Origin of the sequence: Streptomyces inhibens (genome assembly GCF_022221585.1) — a bacterium.
GTDB lineage: Bacteria > Actinomycetota > Actinomycetes > Streptomycetales > Streptomycetaceae > Streptomyces > Streptomyces inhibens.
Genome location: NZ_CP084681.1, coordinates 9,591,373 through 9,614,880, shown reverse-complemented (window position 1 = coordinate 9,614,880; position 23,508 = coordinate 9,591,373). Strand labels below are relative to the sequence as shown.

At 68.3% G+C, this 23,508-nt stretch carries 23 protein-coding genes and 3 pseudogenes; 13 read left to right on the top strand and 13 right to left on the bottom strand.

Going from position 1 to position 23,508, the window contains the following annotated elements:
• Positions 1-94 precede the first annotated feature (94 nt).
• Genes KI385_RS43330 through KI385_RS43320 form a run of 3 tightly spaced genes read left to right on the top strand, consistent with a single transcriptional unit; the run spans position 95 to position 1,850 of the window.
• On the top strand, positions 95-547 hold the full coding sequence (locus KI385_RS43330) for a winged helix-turn-helix transcriptional regulator (protein WP_238577453.1): 453 nt from the start codon (positions 95-97) through the stop codon (positions 545-547).
• A gap of 17 nt (positions 548-564) precedes the next feature.
• Positions 565-1,356, top strand: coding sequence for an NsdA family TPR-like regulatory protein (locus tag KI385_RS44915; protein WP_483439811.1), 792 nt, complete (start codon positions 565-567; stop codon positions 1,354-1,356).
• A 17-nt stretch (positions 1,357-1,373) separates the two neighbouring features.
• Positions 1,374-1,850: a hypothetical protein gene (locus tag KI385_RS43320; protein WP_238577451.1), complete on the top strand. Its 477-nt coding sequence runs from the start codon at positions 1,374-1,376 to the stop codon at positions 1,848-1,850.
• Positions 1,851-1,936: 86 nt separating this feature from the next.
• Here the strand turns inward: KI385_RS43320 and KI385_RS43315 are convergent, their stop codons facing one another.
• Complete coding sequence (locus tag KI385_RS43315) at positions 1,937-2,740, bottom strand: hypothetical protein (protein WP_238578114.1); 804 nt, start codon at positions 2,738-2,740, stop codon at positions 1,937-1,939.
• Between KI385_RS43315 and KI385_RS43310 the strand changes: the two are divergent.
• Positions 2,633-3,234, top strand: a pseudogene (locus KI385_RS43310) (Tn3 family transposase); the annotation flags it as partial. The gene KI385_RS43315 and the pseudogene KI385_RS43310 overlap by 108 nt on opposite strands.
• A gap of 93 nt (positions 3,235-3,327) precedes the next feature.
• Here the strand turns inward: KI385_RS43310 and KI385_RS43305 are convergent.
• Positions 3,328-3,723 carry a cupin domain-containing protein gene (locus tag KI385_RS43305; RefSeq protein WP_238577450.1) on the bottom strand — a complete coding sequence of 132 codons (396 nt, stop codon included), beginning with the start codon at positions 3,721-3,723 and terminating at the stop codon, positions 3,328-3,330.
• 52 nt (positions 3,724-3,775) lie between these two features.
• Here KI385_RS43305 and KI385_RS43300 point away from each other — a divergent pair, with 52 nt between their 5' ends.
• A complete protein-coding gene (locus tag KI385_RS43300) occupies positions 3,776-4,768 on the top strand; it encodes a GlxA family transcriptional regulator (protein ID WP_238577449.1) in 993 nt (330 codons plus the stop codon).
• A gap of 40 nt (positions 4,769-4,808) precedes the next feature.
• On the opposite strand, the pseudogene KI385_RS43295 reads toward KI385_RS43300, so the two are convergent.
• The 3 genes and pseudogenes from KI385_RS43295 to KI385_RS43285 all read right to left on the bottom strand — a co-directional run.
• Positions 4,809-5,203: pseudogene (locus tag KI385_RS43295) on the bottom strand (site-specific integrase); the annotation flags it as partial.
• Positions 5,092-5,337 (bottom strand): hypothetical protein, encoded by a 246-nt coding sequence (locus tag KI385_RS43290; RefSeq protein ID WP_238578113.1) that lies wholly within the window; start codon positions 5,335-5,337, stop codon positions 5,092-5,094. The pseudogene KI385_RS43295 and the gene KI385_RS43290, both read right to left, overlap by 112 nt.
• Positions 5,338-5,419: 82 nt before the next feature.
• The gene (locus tag KI385_RS43285; protein ID WP_238577448.1) at positions 5,420-5,746 is read right to left on the bottom strand and encodes a helix-turn-helix domain-containing protein; all 327 of its coding nucleotides are present in this window, start codon (positions 5,744-5,746) and stop codon (positions 5,420-5,422) included.
• A 724-nt stretch (positions 5,747-6,470) separates the two neighbouring features.
• Between KI385_RS43285 and KI385_RS44375 the strand changes: the two genes are divergently transcribed.
• Both KI385_RS44375 and KI385_RS43275 read left to right on the top strand, forming a co-directional pair.
• Positions 6,471-6,611 (top strand): hypothetical protein, encoded by a 141-nt coding sequence (locus tag KI385_RS44375; RefSeq protein ID WP_342593518.1) that lies wholly within the window; start codon positions 6,471-6,473, stop codon positions 6,609-6,611.
• A gap of 170 nt (positions 6,612-6,781) precedes the next feature.
• A complete protein-coding gene (locus KI385_RS43275) occupies positions 6,782-7,138 on the top strand; it encodes a hypothetical protein (protein WP_238577447.1) in 357 nt (118 codons plus the stop codon).
• On the opposite strand, the gene KI385_RS43270 is transcribed toward KI385_RS43275, so the two are convergent.
• The gene (locus tag KI385_RS43270) at positions 7,135-7,323 is read right to left on the bottom strand and encodes a hypothetical protein (RefSeq protein ID WP_238577446.1); all 189 of its coding nucleotides are present in this window, start codon (positions 7,321-7,323) and stop codon (positions 7,135-7,137) included. The genes KI385_RS43275 and KI385_RS43270 overlap by 4 nt on opposite strands.
• A 191-nt stretch (positions 7,324-7,514) precedes the next feature.
• Here KI385_RS43270 and KI385_RS43265 point away from each other — a divergent pair, with 191 nt between their 5' ends.
• Positions 7,515-7,871: a hypothetical protein gene (locus tag KI385_RS43265; protein ID WP_238577445.1), complete on the top strand. Its 357-nt coding sequence runs from the start codon at positions 7,515-7,517 to the stop codon at positions 7,869-7,871.
• 249 nt (positions 7,872-8,120) lie between these two features.
• On the opposite strand, the gene KI385_RS43260 is transcribed toward KI385_RS43265, so the two are convergent.
• Entirely contained in the window at positions 8,121-9,134 is a 1,014-nt protein-coding gene (locus KI385_RS43260; protein ID WP_238577444.1) for an SDR family NAD(P)-dependent oxidoreductase, read from the bottom strand.
• Positions 9,135-9,640: 506 nt separating this feature from the next.
• On the opposite strand from KI385_RS43260, the gene KI385_RS43255 reads away from it, so the two are divergent.
• Complete coding sequence (locus KI385_RS43255) at positions 9,641-10,321, top strand: DUF1266 domain-containing protein (RefSeq protein WP_238577443.1); 681 nt, start codon at positions 9,641-9,643, stop codon at positions 10,319-10,321.
• A 768-nt stretch (positions 10,322-11,089) separates the two neighbouring features.
• Here KI385_RS43255 and KI385_RS43245 read toward each other — a convergent pair.
• The 3 genes from KI385_RS43245 to KI385_RS43235 form a co-directional block, all read right to left on the bottom strand.
• Complete coding sequence (locus KI385_RS43245) at positions 11,090-11,662, bottom strand: hypothetical protein (protein WP_238577442.1); 573 nt, start codon at positions 11,660-11,662, stop codon at positions 11,090-11,092.
• Positions 11,663-12,314: 652 nt separating this feature from the next.
• Entirely contained in the window at positions 12,315-13,205 is an 891-nt protein-coding gene (locus KI385_RS43240) for a hypothetical protein (RefSeq protein WP_238577441.1), read from the bottom strand.
• 481 nt (positions 13,206-13,686) lie between these two features.
• Positions 13,687-13,935 carry a hypothetical protein gene (locus KI385_RS43235; protein ID WP_238577440.1) on the bottom strand — a complete coding sequence of 83 codons (249 nt, stop codon included), beginning with the start codon at positions 13,933-13,935 and terminating at the stop codon, positions 13,687-13,689.
• 324 nt (positions 13,936-14,259) lie between these two features.
• On the opposite strand from KI385_RS43235, the pseudogene KI385_RS43230 reads away from it, so the two are divergent.
• The 3 genes and pseudogenes from KI385_RS43230 (at position 14,260) to KI385_RS43220 (ending at position 18,140) form a co-directional block, all read left to right on the top strand.
• Positions 14,260-15,571 (top strand): annotated as a pseudogene (locus KI385_RS43230) (IS1380 family transposase).
• A gap of 503 nt (positions 15,572-16,074) precedes the next feature.
• Positions 16,075-17,184 carry an IS630 family transposase gene (locus KI385_RS43225; protein ID WP_238577439.1) on the top strand — a complete coding sequence of 370 codons (1,110 nt, stop codon included), beginning with the start codon at positions 16,075-16,077 and terminating at the stop codon, positions 17,182-17,184.
• A 104-nt stretch (positions 17,185-17,288) separates the two neighbouring features.
• Positions 17,289-18,140, top strand: a complete 852-nt coding sequence (locus KI385_RS43220; RefSeq protein WP_238577438.1) for an IS5 family transposase — start codon at positions 17,289-17,291, stop codon at positions 18,138-18,140.
• A gap of 183 nt (positions 18,141-18,323) precedes the next feature.
• Here KI385_RS43220 and KI385_RS43215 read toward each other — a convergent pair whose 3' ends face one another.
• The 3 genes from KI385_RS43215 to KI385_RS43205 form a co-directional block, all read right to left on the bottom strand.
• Positions 18,324-19,508 (bottom strand): IS701 family transposase, encoded by a 1,185-nt coding sequence (locus KI385_RS43215; RefSeq protein ID WP_238570223.1) that lies wholly within the window; start codon positions 19,506-19,508, stop codon positions 18,324-18,326.
• An 87-nt stretch (positions 19,509-19,595) separates the two neighbouring features.
• The gene (locus tag KI385_RS43210; protein ID WP_238577437.1) at positions 19,596-20,783 is read right to left on the bottom strand and encodes an erythromycin esterase family protein; all 1,188 of its coding nucleotides are present in this window, start codon (positions 20,781-20,783) and stop codon (positions 19,596-19,598) included.
• 255 nt (positions 20,784-21,038) lie between these two features.
• Positions 21,039-21,749 carry an IS5 family transposase gene (locus KI385_RS43205; protein WP_425357051.1) on the bottom strand — a complete coding sequence of 237 codons (711 nt, stop codon included), beginning with the start codon at positions 21,747-21,749 and terminating at the stop codon, positions 21,039-21,041.
• Positions 21,750-22,706: 957 nt separating this feature from the next.
• Here KI385_RS43205 and KI385_RS43200 point away from each other — a divergent pair.
• Positions 22,707-23,495: a pentapeptide repeat-containing protein gene (locus KI385_RS43200; RefSeq protein WP_342593517.1), complete on the top strand. Its 789-nt coding sequence runs from the start codon at positions 22,707-22,709 to the stop codon at positions 23,493-23,495.
• Positions 23,496-23,508 lie beyond the last annotated feature (13 nt).

Here is a 23,508-nt window from a genome sequence, read left to right as displayed (position 1 = left end):
CAGCACTCCTCCACACCTGGTTTCATCTTGCTACCAATGGCGACGGTAACTTGTTTGGTAGCATGTTGCAACCGTCGTGAGAGTGAGGGACGCCATGGTGACCAGGACGCGCTTCGACAACAGCGAATGCCCCGTCGCCCGGTCGGTGGACGCGATCGGCGACTGGTGGTCCCTGCTGATCGTGCGGGACGCCTTCGACGGAAGCCGGCGCTTCGGGGAGTTCCAGCGCAGCCTCGGCGTGGCGAAGAACATCCTCACCGCGCGTCTGCGCACCCTGGTCGCCGGCGGTGTCCTCGAATCTGTCCCCGCCTCGGACGGCAGCGCCTACCGCGAGTACGTACTGACTCCGAAGGGCAAGGCGCTCTTCCCCGTCATCGTGGCACTGCGGCAATGGGGCGAACAGAACTTCTTCGCCCCCGGCGAACCACACTCACAGTTGGTCGACCGCCGACAAGGACATCACCTCCGCGCACTGGAAGTGCTGTCTGCGGACGGGCGAAGGCTGAACCCCGACGACACCACCGTCCACAAGGTCTCCGCCCAGTGATCTGAGCCGGAGACCCGGTGCCGACACGCCGCTCTGCCGATGGTTCCGAGGCCGGGTGGGATGAACGGCGCGAAGGGTTGCGGCGCGTGCTGCGGAAAGCGTCCGAGGCCACCGGCCAGTCGCCTCGCACATTGCCCTGGTCGGCTCCGTGCTGCGCGGCCGCAGCCAGCACGGTGAGATGCAGGCCGACGCGCGGGTCCAGGACCAGGTGCTTTCGGGGCACCTGGTCGACGGAGCCAGCCGACATCGCGGACCGAGTCAGGCCCAGTCCGGGGGACGGGGCGGATAACTGCGCAGCCATTCGGTCAGCTCTTGCAGGTCGTCCTTCTGTCGCCGGTGCGTGGCTGTCCTCGGTCGAGGCCCTCGCGCACGCGGCGGGCGGCGACCGGCGCAGCGCCGACCGGGCACTGACCGCGTCCCGGACGGCGGCCGAGACGCTGCCGGCGGAAGTACCGCCGTGGCCCTGGGTCTTCCGGTTCGATCCGGTGAAGGCGGCGGCCTGCCGGGTGACCTGCGGCGCGCGCCTGGGCCTGCCGGAGTGGGTGCTGGGGGACGGCACCGAGGCGCTGGCCACCGGCCACGCCAAGCAGCGCGCCCTTCTGGTTCTCGACATCGCGGCCGGTCACCTCGCCGGTGGGCAGATCGAGGCGGCGTTCGCGCTGGCCGGACGGGCGCTGGAGACCGGTCTGCAGTACCGCTCCGGGCGGATCGTCGAGCGGGTACGCGCAGTACGGCGGTCGCTGACCTCCGGCGCCCCGCCCCGGGTCGTGCGGGACCTGGACGAGCGCCTCCACGGCGTCTGCCTGTGAACAGAAAGGGCGATTCGATGCGTGTGGGAATCACCGGCCACCGTGGGCTGGACCAGGACGTAGAGCGGCAGGTCCGCGGCCTCCTCGACGATGCGGTGCGCGAGTGGGAGCCGGCCGAGCTGGTCGCCGTCTCGTGCATCGCGGACGGCCCGGACAGCTGGTTCGCCGAGGCGGTGTTGAAGCACGGCGGCCACCTGGAGGTCGTCGTCCCCGCGCGGGAGTACCGCTCGGGCCTGCCCTCCTGGCACCACCCGACCTACGACGCGCTGCTCCGGCAGGCGGTCGACGTCCACGAGACTGGGCTGACGACGTCGGACTCCGCCGCGCACATGGCAGGCAGCGAAATCCTGGTCGGCTTGGCCGGCCAGCTGCTGGCCGTGTGGGACGGGAAGCCCGCGCGGAGCCACGGGGGCACCGCCGACGTCGTCGCGTATGCCGAGCGCACCGGCACCCCGGTGCAGGTGGTCTGGCCGCAGGGCGCCACCCGAGGATGACCGCTCCGAGCCGGAAGCGTCCATGCGCATGCGCCGTCACGACGCCGAACTGCTCTGTGGAGGTTGGCGATGGAACCCTGGGGGGGTTACTCGGTGGCCGTGCTGGACAGCATGCCGTTCTTCCGGAGGGTGGCGGCGCGTACGCCGCACCAGCGGGAGCAGTAGCTCCGACGGTTGGATGCTGGGCGCGGTTGTGCGCAGACCTGGCAGTGTCCTGGAGGAATGTCGGGGGCCAGGCGCTTGAGGAGCCGTTCGATGCGATCGGTCTCTTGCTGGTCGCGTGGTTCGGCGTCGGCGGCGCATCCGTCGAGCAGCTCGTTGAGTGCGGCGCGGAAGTCTGTCAGGTCTCGGCGGCAGGCGCCGAGCAGGTCGAGGTACTCCTCGACGGGCCAGCTGACCAGTGTGTCCGAGCGGGTGAGGTGGAGGCCGACGGTGTCGATCCGGTGGTGGTCGGCGGTATCGAGCAGGAGGTAGCCGAGCAGTTGCCAGGCGTCGGCTTTGCGGAGCATGTGGGGGTGTCGGGTGCTTTTGAAGTCGATCAGTATGCCGTCGGCGATGAGGTCGGCGTCGGCGGTGAGGCGCGTGTCGGGGAAGGTGGGGCCGGGGATACAGTCCTCGGGCCAGGTACGGGCGCGCAGGTCTTGGAGCGGACTGTCGGCTGCTTGGTAAAGCTGATCGACGACGTCACTCACCATGTCACGGTTCGGGAGTTCCAGGAGACCAGTGAGACTGAAGGCGCGGGGGTCGCTCAGGACCATGATGGCCAGGGGCGTGAAGGCGAAGCCGATATGCCGGATCAGAAGATGTGGCGCATCGACCGTACGGCCGACTACGGCGCCTTCCAGGACGCGGCACGCGGCCGGGTCGACCTGACCCGGATCGAGCGGCACTGGGAGGACATCCTGCGGATCATCGGCTCCATCCACACCGGAGCCGTCCGAGCCTACGACGTGATCGGATGTTCTCGCGCGACGGCCGGCCCACCCCACTCGGCGACTCGATCGCGCACTACGGCCGGTTCGCCAAGACCCTGCACGTCCTTCGCCTGGCCGACGAGCCTGGATACCGCCGCCAGATCAAAGTGCAGGCGATCTTCCACGGCAAGGCTGGGCAGCTCTACCAGCGCTACCAGGACGGCATGGAGGACCAGATCGGCACCCTGGGCCTGGTCCTGAACGCGCTCGTGCTGTTCAACACGCGGTACATGGACGCCGCAGTCACCCAGCTGCGTGCGGACGGATTCGACGTGCGTGACGAGGACGTGGCCCGCCTCTCGCCGTTCGTCCGGCATCACGTCAACATGCTGGGGCGGTACTCCTTCCAGCTTTCCGCCCTGCCTGGCGGAATGCGCCCCCTGCACGATCCGGACGCTGCCGAGGATTGAGTCCCGCGCCGCTCTTGCCGGGCAGTCGGTGAACGGAACCGACCCGGTGACGGGCTGATGCCATTGGAAGGGGCGCGCCCGAAGCCTGTCAGCTCAGGTGTTGAGCGTGTGCCCGGTCGTTGCGTCCACGTGGTCCGGGATCTCGTCGTGGCGATCGCCCACGGTCAGCGTCCCGGCGGGCTCGAACATAAGGATTGCGGCGCCGGACGGAGCGTACGGCTTGTGCTCCGTGCCTCGGGGGACGGTGAAGACCGCCCCCTGTGGGAGCAGGACCGTGCGCTCCCCATCGGGCTCGCGCAAGGAGATGTGCAGCTCTCCGTCGAGTACCAGGAAGAACTCGTCGGTGTCGTCGTGGACGTGCCAGATATGTTCGCCCTCGACCTTGGCGATGCGGACGTCATAGTCGTTGACGCGCGTGACGATGCGGGGGCTCCACAGGGCATCGAAGGAGGCCAGAGCCTTGCTGAGGGGGATGGGTTCGTTACTCATGGGCTCATCCTGAGCCGTTTTGCACAGCCGGCGTGAGTGCTAGGAATTGCACATGACGAAAGAATCCTCGCACGCAGTTCACGCAGCGGGCGTACACCAGGTTGTCGTGATCGTCGACGAGAACTCGAACCCCTTCGAGCTCGGCTGCGCGACCGAGGTCTTCGGTCTACGCAGACCAGAGATCGGCCGTGATCTCTACGACTTCAGGCTCTGCTCCCCCGAGCCCCGCACCCTGATGCGGGACGGATTCTTCACGCTCACGGGAGTCGCCGATTTGGAAGCGGCCGACACGGCGGACACCTTGATCGTCCCCAACCGCCCCGACGTCGAGGTGCCCCGCCGTCCCGCCGTGCTCGATGCCGTCCGACGGGCGCACGCGCGCGGCGCGCGCCTGGTCGGCTTCTGCAGCGGCGCCTTCACACTGGCCGAGGCCGGAGTCCTCGACGGGCGCCGGGCCACCGCGCACTGGCAGTGGGCGGATTCCTTCCGGGCCCGCTTCCCTTCTGTCCACCTCGAATCAGACGTGCTGTTCGTGGACGACGGTGACATCCTCACCGCTGCGGGCAGCACGGCCGCGCTCGACCTTGGACTGCATCTGGTGCGCCGCGACCACGGCGCGGAGGTCGCCAACTCTGTGAGCCGGCGACTGGTGTTCGCGGCGCACCGGGACGGCGGGCAGCGGCAGTTCGTGGAGCGCCCCATGCCCGACCTGCCGGACGAGTCCCTGGCGCCTGTCCTGGCCTGGGCCCAGGAACGGTTGGACTCACCGCTCACGGTCTCTGACCTTGCGGCGCGCGCGGCGGTCAGTCCGGCGACGCTGCATCGCCGCTTCCGGGCACAACTGGGAACAACGCCGTTGACGTGGCTCACGGGGGAACGACTTGCCTTGGCATGCCGGTTGATCGAGCGAGGTGAGTCCCGCTTCGAGATGGTCGCGCGGCGCAGCGGGCTTGGCACCGCTGCCAATTTGCGCACGCTGATGCGCCGCGAGACGGGCATCACTCCGTCGGCATACAAGCGTCGGTTCGGGCCGGAGGTGAATTGACAGCGGGGCATCCCCCTACGGCGAACCACGGGAATGTGCCTCAGCGTCGGCTATCGCCAGGGGCGCGGAGGCTGGTGAGCTCGACGATGGCATCCGGGGAGGGCTGAAGTAGCGGCAGACGTTCTCCGGCTTCTTGTGCCGGGACTTGGCCATCAGCATCAACAGCGACGCGCCCGCCTCGCCGAGGCGGGTCAGGCCGGAGTGGCGGTACTCGTGCAGGTCCCAGCCCGTGCCGGATCCGCGTACGGCGGTGTGCTGGTCGAGCAGGGCGCGGGCTTGCCCGTACGACAGCCGGGCGAAGCCGGTGTCCGGGCAGACGACTGTCACGAGCCCGGCGCCGCGCGATGGCCGACCTTCGCGCACGCCTCGACCGCGGCCGCGAGGACCGCGCGGCCATCCTCGACCGGACCGGGGAAGGCCGGCCCGCGAGCCCGCAGTCGGACAACGGGCGAGAGGACGAGCGCCGTGCGGCCGACCGCCGCGAACGTGGGGAACGCGAGCACCAGCAGCGTGACGACCGCGGCCGCGGCGGCCCCGAGCGCTGATTCCGATCCGGTCAAAATCAGCACAGCGGCTGAGCGTTGGCGGCACGGCACGTAGTTTCTGCAGGGCGACGGTGCGCTGTTCTTGCCTCGGCGCGGGAAGGGGCAGTCAGTTCTTCCGGCGAGCAGCCCGCGCCTTCGCAAGTCGAGACGGCTGTGCCGGCACCCGACACATGTCCTGGATCTGGCGCAGTTCCTGTGGGCCGAACCGCTTCGCCTTCCCGAGACAGATGTAGGGGAAGCCGTACTTGTTGCACCCGTCGAGAAGAAACCGTTCGCCACATCCCAGAGCCTTGGCGGCTTCCTTGGGAGTGAGGGTCACATCGCCGCGGTTGAAGGCTTGAGCGGCTGCTTCCACGATCACGTCACGCAGTTCGCCTTCGAGGGCATCGAGGACTGCCTGACGGATACCCTGGCGATTACCGGCGTGATCCATGCAGCGGGAACTTCGGCCCCGTGTCGCGAGTCAGGGAGCGCTCGGCCGTACGGGTGGGCGCCCACCACCCGCCCCAGGCGAAGCGTCGACCGCACTCCTTTGCGTACGCGGGCGCAGGCCTAGCGGCGCTGGACCAACTTGCCCGATTTCAAAGGGCATTGACATGCTTTTGGATGTTCCGTCATGTTCTGTCCGCCGCTTCGAGGCGAACGAGCGAGAAAGAGGGATCTCATGGCAGGACGAACCGAGTACGACGCGAGCCAAGCCGCCAAGCGCCTTCGGGTGCCCGCGGCCACCTTCCGGTGGGCGCGGCACGCCGGGCTCATCCCGGCGTCGGACTTCTCCTCCTGGCAGTGGTCGCGGGCCTCCGATGAGGCGATGGACGCGGACGTAATCCGGGCAGCGCTCCCGGGCAAGCCGATCTCCGGCGGCGCGGCTGCCGACCGGATCGCCGAAGCCCTCGGCACGCCGAACGCGGTGGGCGAGAAAGCGAACGTGACCTCGTTCGTGGTCCGCCGTTTCATCGGCCGTGGGCTGCTCACCGAGCAGAGCGCGAACCCCGACGGCTCACTGCTCCACCCCGACCAGGTCGCGGAGGTATGCCGGCGCGAGGACCTGGCCGAACTGGTCGCCGCCGACACCCCGCTCGGACCGGACCAGGCAGCCGAACGGCTCTCAGTGAGACGAACCGAGTTTACCGACCGTGTAAACCGAGTTCACCCACATGGTGCGCCTGGGATGGATCAAGGCCGCCGAATCGATCGAGGTCCGCTTCGGCACGTCCCGGGCCGGGGCGGTCGGCGTGCCGCTCTACCGCGCCGCCGACATCGACGCGCTGCCCACCGCCCGCACCGAGGTCGACTGAAAACAGCTGCGCACGGTCCAGAAAGGCCGGCGCTCCCCGCTCGCCTCGCTGCGTCCAGAGCCGGAGGCGGCCCCGGCGTGACGGGCGCCGGTCGGGAGCGGGCGAAGTGGCCGGAAGCCCTGCCCGCTCCCGACCGGTGCTGACACACTCGGGCTTGTTGTGATCACCGCATGCCGATGGAGGACGCGTTGAGCCAGCCGGAACAGCCCTGGCAGCCGGGCCCGAACGACCTGCCCTTCACCACCCACCTGATCAACCCGCACGGCGACCGGCACCTGGGCTTCAACGATGCCGACGGCCACTTCTACCGGCTGTGGCAGCACCGCCGGCCCGAGCCGCTGCACACCGGCGACGCAATCCTGCTGCGCCCCAGCGACGTCGATCAGATCATCAAGTTCTCCATGATCTGGGTGAAGAACCACCCGACTCATCCGCGCAGCGACGCCCTGTCGGACGAACTCGCCGCCGGAGCCAAGGCTGTCGTGCTGCACTTCGCACAGGCCGCCCAGGCCCCCGTACAGCGCTAAGACAGCCCCTCGCCGGTTCCGCCCGCCACGCCCCAGCGACCGATGAAGTCGTCCAGGGCGTGGCGTTGCTGTTCCTCGCGTGCGATCTGCTGCGCGAGCACGGTGCGGTCGACATACGGTTCGACGGCGGCGAGGACCAGGCACTGGAGCTCGGCGGGCTCCAGGGCTTCGACCTCCCACTGCACCGGACGGTCGACGTCGAAGCCGTAGCGGCGAGCGAAGGCCGGTCACCGTGCTTGCCCTCAGTCGCGGGCAGTTCGTATTCGTTGATGACCTGGTCGTAGGTGAGCAGGACGCGCTGGGTTCGGCTCCAGCACGCGGTGCGCGCCACCCAGTCGCGTTCGACGTCCTCGCCGGAGCAGTCGAAATCACCGACGTGAAGGATGCACGTCTCCTTGCCTCCGGCGATGGCCCGCCCGGCGGCATCGTGCTTGCCAGCGAGACCGTCGAAGCCGCCGCCCGAGTAGCAGGAGATTCCGAACTCCTCACCAACACGAGCAAGTTGGGGAACCATGCCCTCGGTCTCCGACCACAGCTCCAACCGCACGGCCTGACCGTGCTGGCGATCGACCCGATAGTCGCGGACGATCGCGTCCACGGTCCGCCAGGAGTGGTCGGGCCGGTGAAGGAGGGCGGCGCCTCCGCGGCGACCTGTTTGTCGTCCCGGATCGCCGACCACGGGATCCGGCCGGAGCGGCGGGCCATGCCGACGTACTCGCCCAGCCGCTTATAGTCCTGCCGCGTCTTGGCGAGTACGCCGTCGCCATGCAGGATGTAGAAGATCTGCCGGAGAGTGACCGGCAGGTAGTCGCCATAGAGGTCCAGGACTGCATCGACAGCGGCGAGCACCCGCTGGGTCTCACGTCTGGGCCGCCAGTTCGGCTGCGGTCCGCGAGGGCGCTTGTTGGGCATGACCTGGGCCTCTGTCCTGTGTTACGAGATCTTGACCATTTGCCAAACCGTCTTGACCGCTTGTTCGATCTCATCCGGTCCTGGCGTCTCCTACGCCGCGTTCAGTCGCTGGGCCTTCAGTCTCACCGAGCCTTGTCGGTGCGGTGAACGTCAGGTCGTTGCCAGTCAAGTCGCAACTGGCCGCCCATAGACGTGCCGCGGTCGTGGTGTCGACGAGGTGGTTCCAGAGGGGTTCGATTCTGGGCGTACCGCGCAGCCCGAACAGTCGGGGGCTCCACATCTGGCCGCCGCGGACGCCCGGGTCGAGTACGGCCCGAACAGCGGGCCACGCGGCAGCGTCCTTGCCCTGGACGAGAAGGCCGAGCGGCAGATGGCGCAGCCGCTCGCCGGCGGTCCGGACATGGAATGGCGGGCGCGAAGGCGTGAGGGAGTCGAGCGCGCCGCCGGGATGAACGACCACGCTCAGCGTCGTGCTGCCGGCAGCACGCAGGCGGCGGTCGAGTTCGAAAGCGAAGAGCATCTGGGCCAACTTCGACCGCGCATAGGAGCGCTTGGGCTGGTAGTCGTGCGTGCTCTGGAGATCGTCGAGGTCCAGGCGTTCGGACTTGGCGGCGAAGCTGCCGGTGGTGACGATCCGGCTCCCCGGGGTTGCCGTGAGCAGGGGGGCCAGGTGGTGGGTCAGCGCGAAGTGCCCCAGGTGGTTGGTTGCGAGCATCAGCTCGTGGCCGGCGGTGGTCTCGCGGCGCGGTGGATGGTCGAGCGCCACGCCGGCGTTGTGGACGACGGCGTCGAGGCGATCCAGTGCGAGCGCGTCCACGGATGCCTTAAGCGAAGCAAGATCGGCCAGGTCCAGGGGCAGATGCTTCACTTTGGCACCGGGGACGTACGAGCTGATGGAAGCGATCGCATATTCGGCCTTCGCCCTGTCGCGGCTACCGAGGACGACCATGGCTCCGGTGCCGGCGAGCTGCTCGGCGACGAAATACCCGATGCCCGCGTTGCCGCCGGTGACCAGGAAACTCTTTCCCTCGGCGCGAGGCAGCCGGTGGACGTCCCACTGCGGGACTTGGGTTACGGAGGGCATGGCGGGCTCCCGGTAGCTCGGGGTGGTCTCGAGGCGGGCGGGACCGCACATGCACAGCCGGCCACGCCCAGTCCCCACGGTCCCGGGCGTCACCGACATCCCGCCGACAGGTCGCTGTCCCCGCCGACAGGCGACCGACAGTTGCGCGGGCCCAGCGCGGCAACACAGCCGCAGCTTCCCCCACCGATCAAGAACAGAGCCCCGCCGTCGGCCGATGGTGCGAAGTCATCCTGACGGAAGGCGTCCTGCCGGCCCCCGCACCCGACCCCGTGTTCGGCCTCATTTTCCTTGGTGTCTTCGCCGAATCATGGGGCAACGATGAGCGGTGGCTGGCAGTCAACCCGGGCACTCCGTGCGAGGCATACTTCCCGCCCAATCCGGGGCTGTGGAAGGCCCATGCCGACCGGGGAAAAGGGTCGGACGTGCAGCGCGGCACCCTGCGGACCCTGAAGGTGGGTGCCCCCCTCCAAGGGCCCGTCGCCCACGGCCTCAGGTGCGGGGCACTGATGAATGTCTCCAACGGATCCCTGTGGAACGCCATGGGCACCCACGGCAACGGCTACTTCCTGGAGCGAAAGACTCTGGAACAGTGGTGGGGTGTGACCGACCAGAGCAGCTGGCGAGGAGCACTGGACGGCCTCCTCAAAGGCAGGGGCGTCAGGGGCCCGTGGGAGTTCGTGCTGGAGGTACGCAGCTCCCTGTCCCAGCAATTCGGGGGGCAGGTCGATCCAGCGTTGTGGCGGGAGACAGCTGAGCGGGCGCTACTCCACAGCGCCGCTGAAAGGGGCAGTGCGGTCTCCGATGCCGAGGTTGCCGGAGTGAAGCAGCTGATCGGCCGTATTACGCGCTACGAAGGCCGCTTCCGCGCGGACGGCATCCTTGCCGCGAACAGTCGCGTGCGGTCCGTTCTGGCCTGGGATTACGGACGGGCTTCCTGCATGGCCCGCTGGGGAGTCGGCGCCCGTTTCACGGACATCTGGGAAGCTGAACAGGCCGTCGGGCACGTCTCACGTCTGAGCCGCATGACATACAACTCCTGGGAAGAATTCGCGGCCGGCTACATCCTCGGGCGCTGCCTGCACTTCGACGACGAGCAGTTCGGGCACTGGTACACGGAAATGCTCCACGCCCATCACGTGCTGACCACCCATACCGAAAGCCCCTGGCGCACCGTCCCCTGGGCATGACACGTTCGTGCCGGCAACGGCTGACCCCGCCGCGCTCGACTCCGTTACCGGCCCCGGCCCACGGGGTGGGGCGGGCCGGGGCCGGTGATCGCGGCATCTGCGGGCGGTGACGAGTCCTTCAGTGGCGGAGTTGGCGCCGGTCTCTGTGGTCCGTGGCGTAGTGACCGGACAACGGTGCAGTTCAGCGTGCCTGGCAGGGCCTCGCCCATGTCCGCCGCCGCGACCAAGCCGGTGCTCAGCGGTATGGGCTCCAACGGCCAAAACGTGCCATCAGCGTCCGAGCCGCGTCCCCGTTCATCCAGAGGGCGGCGGCCTGCTCGGCGGTCGCGTCCCGCCGGGCATCGTAGGCCGGGCCAGTACCCGACCCGTACAGCGGTCACCTCCAGTCGGCGGGCTGCCCGAACGGCCGCCAGCGGTGAGGACTTCGACACCGCGGCCAAGGCGGCAGCCGCCTGGAGGCGTTGATGCGCTGCGGGGACGATGCGCCGGGCCCGGCTGTGGCCCCACTCCGATCCTGTGCTCCGACCCAGGACGTACCCGATCAGACCGGTGCCGCGGAGATGGGTGTGCGGCAACAGCCGGATAGGCGGGAGGCGTTCGCGACGCTGTCATGCTTCCAGGTGGAGTTCTACGAGTGCCTGAGCGGTCGCGGGGATTCCCTGTTCAACCTTGTGGATGCACTACTGTGCGCGGACGGCCCGGTCAAGACACTGGTGGACCTGGCGCCGGCGCCGGAACACCGCCGCGGCCCTGGATCCCTCTACGGCATCACATCTCGAAGTCGGAGAAGCCGTATGAAGCGAGGGGGCGGTAGCCCGACCTCAGTGCGAGTTGCACGGTGTCGTCAGGTCCCACGACCTCGCCGGTGAGAGGTGGCACGTGGGTACGGGCCCAGTCGACGGAGACCGTGACCTTGTCGCCGAGATCGCCCGCGAACATACGCTCGGAGAGGCTGTCAGCCTCGTTCTCCTCCTCTTCGTCGTCCTCTTCGTCGTCCGCTTCGTCGTCCGCTTCGTCGTCGCCCTCCTCGCCCTCGTCCGCTTCGAAGTCGTAGCCGATCGGTTCGCCCGGGCCCGCGAAGGTTATGTCCGGATAGCCCTGGATCGAGATCGTGATGAAGGGGTGGAGGTCGATCGACTCTGCCAGTTCGCCCTGTTGGTAGACGTCCAGCGACAGGCGTGCGCCGTACCAGCACATCAGGTACAGGTTGATCTCTTCGGCGAGTTCGGACGCCAGGTCCTCCTTCACCTCGTCCAAGGTGGCACTGATGAAATGGGCGTCCTTGCGGGCTCCGCCAGGGGCTACGCCGAAGGTCAGGTCGTAGAAGCTCTTATCGAACATGCGGACCAACGTAGCGGGCGGTACTGACATCACGTCCCGGGTACCCGTCCGATGCCTCAAGGCGATGGGGCGGCTGCTCCGTCACTGGACCGGAGCATTGAGTCCAGCCGGCCGCCCTCGGAGTCACTCTGCCAGTCGATACCGCAGGACGCGGCGAGTCTGGAGAGCGGCTACGGGGGCGGGTGGGCCATCCTGCGCGCCGGTGGCTGCCCCGGGGGGAAGGTGGGCTTCGGCATGATGTCGCCGTACAGGTGCGGCCCCGGCCTTGTGCGTCCCGTCACGGGGGCCGGGGGCTGCCCGCGCGCTCCACTCCGGCGCGGGCCGCAAGGAGCCTAGCCCGTCCGGGTAAGCGAGATGGCTGACTCCAACGGTCGGGGGCGGCCCCGCTAGCGTGCCGCCATGGAAGACACCCAGATGCCCGAGCCGCTGCGCCGCGCGGTCCACCAGCTCGTCTCCGAGACGGTCTCCAACCTCCAGGAAGTGCTGCGGTAAACCGAGCCCGACCAGGCGCACATCTGGAAGCGGATGACTCTGTACCGGGCCACAGATGCGGCGGACACCCTGGACTTGGCCTCGGACAGGACGACCGCTGGCACCGCTCCGGCGAGCAGGGCGTCGGTCGAGGGCAGTGGCGCGTTGTGGACGAACCGGTTCACTGCTCGGAATCGGGAAGTCGCCACCCGAAGGGCATCATGTCGCGCTCCCAACCGGGTGATCCGGCCAACGCGTCGGCGGCCTCGGGAACCCGCAGGAGACAGCGGTGGCGCAACAGCTCGCGCCGCTCGTCGGGCGTCAGGAGCCTCTCCTCAGGGCTGAGATTCGCCGGGTGGTCCGGGCTGATGTCCGTACTGCCGTCGATCTCGCGGTCCTCCACCACGTTGAGCCGATCGGCGGTCGGGGTCCGGTAGTCAAGGCGGAAATCGGTGCGCCACTGCGAGTTGTGACCCCACCCCTGGGACAAGTCGACCGTCGGCCGGTGTCGGCGCCGGAAGGTCCAGTACAGCGGCGAGCGGTCGGCGACGCCGCGCTGGGCGTGCTCGACGCCGGCGCGGACCCGGACGCCGGCTCGACTGAAGAGCAGTTGACCCATCATCAGACCGGGCCAGACAACCTCGGTGATCTCGATCGGCGCGTGCGGGTCGTCGGCCTGCTCGACCTCGACGATCTCGTGCAGGAATGGGTCGAAGGTGCTGACTTCGAATGGCGTCATGCCGAGTGCGGTGAACAGGCCGAGGTACTCATGCTCTGGGAGCCTGAGCCACGGCTCCGGGGAATCGACCTCGTTGGCGGGAGGCTGGAAGGCGAGCAGCAGCAGGTCACTGACCCGGCTCAGGGCGTAGAGGTTCCACAGGAGGTTCTGGCCGTCAAGAGCCGTCTCCTTCTCGGTCCACCAGGACCTGTACTCGGCCGCCGCAGCCAGCCAGGCCCGGTAGCCACCCTGGGCTCGATCGAGCCATGGCACGACAACCGCCTCGTACGTCTCCGCCCCCTCGTGCCATACCAAGGCCTCGTACAGTTCGCGTGCATCCGCCCCGACAGTCATGCACGGAGCGTACGTGGAAGTGCTGGAGGCCCAGAGGTGACCAGGACGGGCGCGGCCCTGGCGCTCAGGCAGACTTTTCGTCGTGAAACGAGGGAGCCCGTAGGAGATGCCGACGATCAAGCCATCCTCCGTGAGAAGCCTGGTCACCGTCTGTCCCCACGGCTCTGTGCGGGCCGGGTGCAATAGCTCAAAGCCCGCACGCTGAAGCTCGCCGCCTGCCGCTGCGACAGCTTTCGCGTCCTCCACCTCGTACTCGATTGACGCCTGGGGACCACCCGGTCGGCGGGCCACTCCGGTGTGCCAAAGCACGCCTCTGCCGCCTGCGAGAGCGGCCACACACCGAAGTGCTTACAGCCAGGGGTGCTCCCGCTGGAGTAGTAGCCGCCGCCTTCGCCCTCCAACGGGAGGCCGAGGGCATCAATGAACAGCTTGCGGCTCTGAGGCGGGTCAGCGGCGACAACCTCCACGCTCGCAATGTCTGTCAGAGCGGTGCCCTACGGGCCGCCTCCACTTCCAGGTAGCGGCGGCCGCCGGGACCCCGGACCTCCACCGCCTCGAAGCCCCAGTTGCGCAGCACCGCCTGGCAGCGCTGGAGCTGCTCCTGTTCCTGGTAGCGCGCGCCACTCCCCCGCGGTCCCACCCAGCGCACCTGGACCTGCTCGGGCCGGTCACCTTCGCTGGTGCGGTAGCCGGTCCTCATCGGCTCGCCGTCCTCGCCGACAGCCACCACGTCAGACGTGGCACGCGTACCGTCGTGCCAAAGGAAGCCGAACCAGGCCGGGGTGGCGATGAAGGACCAAAACAGCCAGGCGGGGCCGCCTGCGCGTACACACCGGTGCTGAACCTCCCGACGAAGAGGAAACAGACGAGACCGAGCAGCGACCAGCTGAGCTGTGGGCCACGCTCGACGGCATCCGCAACATCCGCCACCTCACCAACCTCGGTTCCGACCCGGGTGCGCGCCCTGCCGAGTGGGAAAGGCGCCGGCCGCTGCGTACGGTGAGCCTGCTGCTGGAAGCCGAAGGCGTACCTCATCAGCCGTTGCACTCCTCAGGTGAAGAAGAGCATCGGGTCGTACCCGCGTGTCCGTGTCGAGGGTGGTGGCCGCGGGTGGTCTCGCAGGCCGGGTCGGTGCTGCTGGTGGAGACGGTCCGCAAGACCGGGCTGTACCAGGCGATATCGGCGGCCCTGGCGCCGTGGCGGAAGTCGCGGGCGGTACACGATCTGGGGAAGATCCCGCTGGATGTGGCCCTCGCGGTCGCGCTCGGTGGGGACTGTCTGGCCGATGTGGGCATGCTGCGGGCCGAGCCGGGTGTGTTCGGGCCGGTGGCCTCCGATCCGACGGTCTCCCGGCTCATCGACACCCTCGCCAGGGCTGGGCCGAAGACCCTGACCGCAATCCGGGCCGCGCGGGCCGAAGTCCACGAAGACATCTGGAAGCTGGCCGGGACCGCGGCACCGGATGCCGGCCGGCAGGTGACCGTGGACATCGACGGCGTGCTCGTGCTGGCGCACTCCGAGGAGCAGGGCGCCACCGCGACCTGGAAGAAGGCCTTCGGACACCACCCTTTGATGGGGTTCGTCGACCACGGCCAAGACGGCAGCGGCGAGCCGGTCGCGGGCCTGCTGCGGCCCGGCAACGCGGGCAGCAACACCGCGAGCGATCACATCAACGTCGCGGGGCTGGCGCTGGCCCAACTGCCGAAGCAGTATCGGCGCGGACGGCAGACACTGATCCATACCGATTCCGGCGGCGGGACGCACGAGTTCGTGGCCTGGCTCGCCAAGCGGGGCAGGTGGCCGTCGTACTCGGTCGGCATGACCATCACCGACCAGATTCACCAGGCCGTCCTGAAGGTTCCCGCCCCGGCCTGGACGGCGGCCGTCGAGCCCGGCGGCGAGATCCGCGACTGCGCCTGGGTCGCCGAGATCGACGGAGATTGTCTGAAGGGCTGGCCTGCGGGAATGCGACTGATCGTCCGCAAGGAACGTCCGCACCCCGGCGCCCAGTTGCGATTCACCGACGCCGACGGACTGCGGCTGACCTGCTTCGCCACCAACACCACCCGCGTCCCCATCGCCCAGCTGGAGCTGCGGCACCGAGCCCGCGCCGAGGACCGAATCCGCGCCGCGCGCGCCACCGGCCTGCGCAACCTGCCCCTGCACGACACTGCCCAGAACCAGATCTGGCTGGAGATCATCCAGATCGCCTCGACCTGCTGGCCTGGATGCCGATGCTCGCCCTGACCGGCAAAACCCGCAGGTGGGAGCCCCGCCGCCTGCGACTCCGCCTGTTCTCCGCCGCCGCGCAGCTGGTCACCACCGCCCGCCGTCGGCACCTGCGATTCGCCCGCCACTGGCCCTGAACCGACATCATCACCAACGCGATCCAGCGACTCGACGCCCTCCCGAACCCCGGCTGACCAGCCACAACAGCCCACCCCTACAACAGCAGCACTCCGACCGGAAGCGTGGAACCCGGCGCCCACCCGACACGACAGCCGGGACATCGGCATACCCACAGCCCGCCGAACAAACCAAAACGGTCCGCCAGCGAACTGTCGGACCGCCACGAAAGATCGAAGCTAGTGTGATGCGCCGGAAATCGGGGCCTTAAGTTTGTAGTGTGTTGCCATGTCGTCGGGGCCGCGTGCTGTCGAAGTCAAGCTTTCCGCTGAGGAGTTGGCCGAGCTGTTGCGCTGGGCGGGCGGGGCGGTGGGCCCCGTCTCGCGGAGCGGGCGCGCACCATTCTGGCCAGCGCGGACGGGCGGCCGAATACGCGTGTGGCAGCAGATCTCAAGGTGACCGCGGCACGGTAAGGAAGTGGCGTTCGCGGTTCTCGACTCACCGGCCGGCTGGACTGGGTGACATGCCGCGACCGGGCCGACGCAAGGCGGAGCTGGTGCTCAGCGAGGCTGAGCGGGCCCAGCTGACGCGCTGGGCGAGGCGAGCCAAGACCGCGCAGTTCCTGGCGCTGCGGGCGAGGATCGTACTGCGGTGCGCGGAGGGCGGGACGAACAAGCAGGTTGCCGTCGAACTCGGATTGAGCGAGCAGTCGGTGAACCGATGGCGGGCACGATTCATCGCCCGTCGGCTTGACGGCCTGGCCGGCGAGCCGAGGGTCGGCCGGCCGCCGTCCATCCTCCTCGACCAGGTCGAGGACGTCGTCGTCGCGACGCTGGAGTCCACCCCGGGCAGAGACACGCACTGGTCACGGGCCTCAATGCCCGCCCGGACCGGGCTGTCGAAGTCCACCATCGGCCGGATCTGGAAGAAGTTCGACCTCAAGCCGCACCTGCAGGACGCCTTCAAGCTCTCCACTGACCCGCAGTTCGTCGCGAAGGTCGTCGATGTCGTCGGCCTGTACCACCACCCGCCCGAGAAGGCAGTGGTGCTGTGCGTCGACGAGAAGAGCCAGATCCAGGCGCTGGACCGGTCCCAGCCGGTGCTGCCGATGATGCCGGGCATGCCCGAGCGGCGTACCCACGACTACCTGCGGCACGGCATCACCAGCCTGTTCGCCGCCTTCAACATCGCCGACGGGAGCGTCATCGGCGAACTGCACCGCCGCCACCGGGCCATCGAATTCAAGAAGTTCCTGGTCACGATAGACAAGGCGGTCCCAACCGGCCCCGACGTGCACCTGGTATGTGACAACTACGCCACCCACAACACTCCCGAGATCAAGACGTGGCTGGGTAAACACCCCCGCTTCTACGTCCACTTCACCCCGACCGGCTCCTCCTGGATCAACCAGGTCGAGCGGTGGTTCGGCCTGCTGACCGACAAGCTCATCCGCCGCGGCGTCCACACCTCTGTGAAGGCGCTGGATGACGACATCAGGGCCTGGATCGACACCTGGAACGAGAACCCCAGGCCCTTTCGATGGACCAAGACCGCCGACGAGATCCTTCACTCCCTCGCCGACTACCTCACCAAGATCGCGCCGCCAACTCCCGGCAATCAGCAACAAACTTAAGACCGCGATTTCCGGCGCATCACACTAAGAGGACATCTGATCTAGATAGCGGGTAGCTCGGGATGATTTTGTGACTGGCAGCGTTGGCGGTCGTTGCTCGGTGTGTGAGTGCTCGTCGTTCGTACCGCAGTGACGTGTCCGATGTCCGCTGGGCTTTGATGGAGCCGGTCTTCACCGCTTGGCGGGAGAAACGGACCGGACCCGGCACGGCAGCCCGGGTGCACGACCTGCGGGAGATCGTCAACGCGATCCTCTACGTCAACCGCACCGGCATCCCGTGGGAGTACTTGCCGCACGACTTCCCGCCCTACAAGACTGTGTACGACTACTACGCCAAGTGGGAAGCGGACGGCACCACCGAGCTGGTCCACGACCTGTTACGGGACAAGACTCGCCGGACCCACGGCCGCAGCACGGAGCCGACCGCGGCCGTGGTGGACGCGCAGAGCGTGAAGACCTCGGGCAACGTCGCCGAGACCAGTCAGGGCATCGACGCCGGCAAGAAGATCAAAGGACGCAAGCGGCATCTGATCACCGACACTCTCGGCCTGGCCTTGGCTGTCCTCGTCACCGCCGCCTCGGTCCACGACTCCGCCGGCGGCAAGCAGTTGCTGACCGAGCTGGCCGCTACCCATCCGAGCGTGAGCAAGGTCTGGGCAGACGGTGGCTACTCGGCCAGCTTCCTCCAACATGGTGCCGGCGTTGGTATCGATGTAGAGGTCGTGCAGCGGCCGCGGGTGAAGGGGTTCCACCCGTTGCCGAAGCGGTGGGTGATTGAGCGGACCTTCGGCTGGCTGATGCAGCACCGTCGCCTGGTGCGGGACTACGAGACGTCGCCGCAGAGGTCCCGGGCGATAATCCACTGGGCAATGGCTAACAAAATGAGCCGCGAGCTCACAGGGGAATCGGCACCAACCTGGCGAAACGAAACGGAAATCCCACCCACAACCACGTGAACATTGATCAGATGCCCTCTAATACTGCAACGGTGTTTGTGCTGATGGCTGGGCAGTTCTATGGGCTGTGTCCGCGTCGTGTGTAGTGACTGATGCGGGCCTGGTGTTGTCGCTTTCGGCGCCAGTGTGACCAGTGCAGGATGTGGTCGACGGGTGTGGGTTGGCGGTTGGTGAGGCGGGTGATCAGGCGTCTGATCTCGGCGAGGCTGAGGTGGATGAGCTGGGAGGATCCGTTTCTGCTTTCCCGGCATTGAGTTCACGGGACCGCAGGACGGTCAGGCAGGCGTGTGCGGCCATGGCCAGGGTGATGTGGCGGTGCCAGCCGGGATAGCGGCGGACTTGGTAGTCGTCCAGGCCGCACTCCTGCTTCGCGGTCTGAAAGCACTCCTCGACTGCCCATCGGCTGCCCGCAACCTGGATCAACTCATCAAGAGTGGTGCCGGCGGGACAGTAGGCGATGTAGTAGGAGATTTCCTCGGGTCGCCTGACGCTGCGGCGGGCGAGAACCCAGTGGCGGCGGTCCTCGCGGTGCCAGGGACGGACTTCGACACGCGCCCAGTCGAACACCCGCATCCCATGAGCGCCGTTCCCACACGAGCGGCGTTTCCACTTCTGCCGCGGCAGGCCCGTGAACAGGTCGTGGACGGGATGGTCCAAGGCCCAGCGGGTGACCACGGTGTCGTGCCGGGTGGTGGCCATGACGTGGAAGACATCGGCCTGCTCCAGCTCATGGCGCCAGCCCTTGCTGAAGCCGTAGGCCGCATCCGCCGTCACCCACCGGAACGGGATCTTGTCCGCGATCGCACGGCGGACCATCTTCTTGGCCATGACGACCTTGGTCTCGAAGCCGACCTCGTCGTCGATACCGGCCCTGCGGCATCTCTCGCGGTCGTCTGTCCAGGAGGTGGGCAGATACAACCTGCGGTCGATCAGCGTCCGGCCACCGCCAGCTGCATAGGCGAGGAAGACGCCGACCTGGCAGTTCTCCGTCCGTCCCGCGGTCCCGGAGTACTGCCGCTGCACACCTGCCGAACGGGTCCCCTTCTTCAGGAAGCCGGTGTCGTCCACGATGAGCACCGCGTCGGGGTCGCCGAGGTTCTCGACGACGTAGTCACGCACATCGTCGAGGACCTCATCGGCCTCCCACTCGATCCGGTTCAGCAGCCGATGGATACGGTCCGGAGCGGCATGACCGGCCTGTTCGGCCAGGGTCCAGCCGTTCTTCCGCTCAAGCGGGGCGATCAGTCCCCGCATATAGGCAAGCGCCGACTCCCGCGGCTCCGTCCTGGAAAACCTGTGCACGAACCGCTCGTGCACAGCGTCCAGTTCACCGGCCCACGCCCTGACAGCAGCAAGGTCCCCACCCATGACCAGACCAACGACCAGCCTGCCCAACCGTCACGGCAAACACCGTTGCAGTACTAAGGCCTGTCCGGTGGATCAGGCCCCATGGCCTCAGTACTGCACGCCCTCCAGCCAGTGCGCGGCACGGGCCTCGTGGACGTGGGCGAGCACGTCGAACGCGGCGGTGAGGGAGGCGACGCTCAGATAGGCGTCCGCGTCCTGCGCCGGGTCGTACACCCCGCTGATGACCCGCATCTTCGCCGGGCCCGCCCAGCGGCGGTGTACGTCTTCCCCGTGCTCTCCGCGCAGATCCAGCCAGTGCGCGGGTGTGTCCGCCCGGCCGAGCTCGGTGTCCAGGAAGTCCGCGGGCGGCTCCGGGACGGTGACGACCCCCAGGTCCCCGTGGTGGAAGCCGATCGCCACCGCGACGTACCCCGCCCCGTAGCGGGCGCGCAGCTCGCTGCCGACGCTGGGCATCAGGGCGCCGTCGGAGACCATCCCGAGGCGGAACGGAGCCGCCGAGGTGTGTGCGATGCCGTCCCAGAAGACCATGCGCAGGCCCGTCCGGCGCTGGTGTCCGGCCAGCGCGTCGGCCGCCACGTCGTCCCCGCCGCCGAAGCTGCCCCGCCCGGCGACGCTCTGTTCATGGAAGTCCACGATCAGACGCATCCGCGCAAGCACGGCCTCGCTCCCCTCCGCCGTCGGCAGGGACTTGAGCAGCGCGAGCGCGTCCCGCGCGTGCTCGGCGAACGGCCGTCCCGGGTGGACCCCTTGGGCCCGCTGGACGTGCTCGTCAAGGTCGTGCGCGGTCCTGATCGGCTCCAGGTGCGCGGTCAGCTCCGGCAGCCGGTCCGGGGCGACGGCGCGGACGTGGCCGAGCACGGCGTCGTAGTCCTCGTGCTGCACCTGCGCGGGCTTCGTGCCGACGATGCGGACCTGGTCGTCCGGGTGGTCGCGGTTGAACGCCCGGATCCAGCGGAGCGCCGCGGCCGTCTCCGCAGTGCGCCACGGGCGCCACGAGGCGTCGAGCGCGCTCTCGGCGGAGCCCTCGCCGGTGCGTACGTAGCGGTCCAGGCGGTCGACGGCCCCGGCGTGCTCCTGCAGCGCAAGGAGGCGGAAGCCGTGCTGGGTGACCAAGCGGCGGAACAGCTGGTCCTGGAGGCCGGAGACCTCGCGGGAGAAGCGGGTGGACCCGCCGATGCCGACGATCGTGGCGCCGGTGGCGATCCGGGCGGCGAGTCCGTCGAGGGAGTCGGTGGAGAAGGGGAGCGCGGAGGCGTGGGCGATGTCGTGGTTCATGCCCTGCACTCTCATACGTCAAGTTGGGTTGAGGTCAAGCGTCCGGCCAGCCAGGCGGCCAGTCAGACGGCTCGCCCGCGCCGCCGGCGCCGGCCCCAGTCGCTCCCACGACTCCCACCGCTGCCACGGCCTCCGTCAACTCCCGCCCGGAGGAGCGGAGCCAGAGCCGGATCGCTGCGGCGGTGACCGTTCCCTGGAAGACGTAGGCGCGCATGTCGAATCGCGTCGCTACGGCGCGGAACCCCTTGAGGGCGTTCACAGTGCGCTCGACTTCGTTCCCGCGTGCGTACCGGTCCCGGTTGAAGCTGGTGGGTCTGCCACCCGCGCTGCCACGGCGTCGGCGGTGGGCCTGCTGGTCTCTGCGCTCGGGGATGGTGTGCCGGATCTGCCGTCGCCGCAGGTAGCGCCGGTTCCTGCGGGAGCTGTACGCCTTGTCCCCGCAGAGGTGGTCCGGGCGTGTCCGGGGTGTCCACCAGCCGGTTGTGGAACGCGGATGCGGTCCAGGACCGGGATCAGCTGAGGAGCATCGCCCCACTGCCCGGTGTGATCAGGACAGCCAGTGGTCGGCAGCCTCCGTCGCTCGCCAGGTGGATCTTCCGTTGTGAGCCCGCCGCGTGAACGGCCGATTGCCTCATCGTCCCGATGCCAGGCAGGAGAACGGCGCCGTCCTGGTATCCGTGCTGGCCGGTGCCGGGCCCCAGCGGCCTGCTGGTGGACACGGCACACCATGGAGTCCACGCTCACCACGCTCCAGTCGATCCGGCCCTCGGCGTCAGCGTCGGCCTGAACGGCCCTCAGGACCTTCTCCCACGTGCCGTCCGCTGACCACCTGCGATGCCTGGCGTGGCAGGTCTTCCGCTTCCCGAACCGCGCGGGAAGGTCACGCCACGGGATTCCGGTCCGCTGCCGGAAGAGGATCCCGTTGATGACCAAGCGGTGGTCCTTCCAGCGCCCGCCCCGTCCCACGCTCTTCGGAAGATATGGCTCCAGCCGCCCCCACTCGCCGTCCCAAAGATCACCCCGTCCCACACCGAGTGGAACGAGACACCGGCGTGATGGTCATGCGACCCACCGGACAGTCCCTAGGCCCAATCGCGTCATGAGGGCGGTCTTCGGTTGAAGCGGGCTGGTGGCGGGGGGTAGTGGTGGTTCCGTTTTCCGGGCCGGCTCCTCGTCTACCGCCCCGTCCGGCCACACACCGCTGGCCCTCGCTCCGACCACAGACCTATGCATCACGCAGTGCTACACGCCACCTGGCTGTAGCTATACGAGACCAGGGCCAACCCCGTAGCCGGCGTCTTTGTCTTTGACCCGCCTAATGCCGGCGGCGGACGGCACCGGCCGGCGCCGCAGAGTGCCGTCTGAACTCATCGACACCCACGCCCGCTGTCAGGCGTCCGCGCCTCCCGAACTGCCCGAGAAACGCTGCTCTTCGTCATCGACAGAGCCAAGCAGCGTCTTTCGCGCATGCCTTACAGGTATCCGCAGGCTCTTCAGCCAAGTTCGGCAGCCACGATCACTGGCTTCCGTGGCGCTCCTTGTTCCGGGGAGGGTGCCCTGGTGCCGCTCGCCGGGGCGGATGCGAGAGGAACGGATATAGGCGAGAGGTGAGATCCGCAACCGCTGGGCCGTGTGCAATCGTCTCGCGGATATGCCTCAGCCACCCCACGGACCGTCCCCGACCCCGCAGAGCTGGCTGCACTGTGGCGAGGGTGCCGGCCCAGAAAGCATCTTCGGCTGTCCCGGCATTCGCGTGTCCGGTCACACTGCGTGTCTCGCACACCTGGCCGATCTCGACCGCGATGCCTACCTTGCTGGTCTGGCCCCGGCGCCGACATCGACCACCGCGGCACTTCCTTCACCGGATCCCTTCTCGGCGCCCTCCTCAATGCCCTCCGTGACCCCGCAACTGGCCACCCTCGCGTGGGCGGCGCCAAGTTCGAGTCGGCAACCTTCGAGGGTGACGTCTGGTTCGAGTCGGTGACCTTCGAGGACATCGCCTGGTTCGAGTCGGCGACCTTCAAGGGCCACGCCGGGTTCCAGTCGGCGACCTTCAAGGGCAGCGCCGGGTTCGACTCGGCGGCGTTCGAGGGCAAGGCCGGGTTCGAGTCGGCGACCTTCAAAGGCGACGCTTGGTTCGAGTCTGCAACCTTCAAGGAAGCTGTGACCGTAGGGCCTTTAGTCTGCGCCGGGCGAGTCCTGCTGTCCGGGGCGACGTTCGACGGCAAACACGAGCCGGGGGCCGCGGACTTCTACTACGGGGAGATGGAGATGCGCCGCCACGCCGACGACATCCCCCGCAGTGAACGGGGGCTGCTGGCCGCGTACTGGGCGCTGTCCGGCTACGGCTTGCGCGCCTCCCGGGCCCTGGCCTGGCTCGGCGCCGCCATGCTCCTCACCATCGTCCTGCTGATGGCCGTCGGCCTCGCCAAGAACACCCCGAAGCAGACAGCGACCGGCACCGTCCCGGCCGGCGGAGGCAAGGTCACCTTCGAGATCGACAAGGACGACCCGCAAAGCCCTACCGGCAACCGATTCACCGGCAAGCGCTTCGAGAAGGCCCTGAACGTCACGCTCAACTCGGTGGTGTTCCGCTCCTCCGGCCAGGACCTGACTACTGCCGGCACCTACATAGAGATGTCCTCACGCCTGACCGAGCCCGTGCTTCTTACCCTCGCCGTCCTGGCCGTCCGTAACCGGGTCAAACGCTGACCCGCCGCCACCA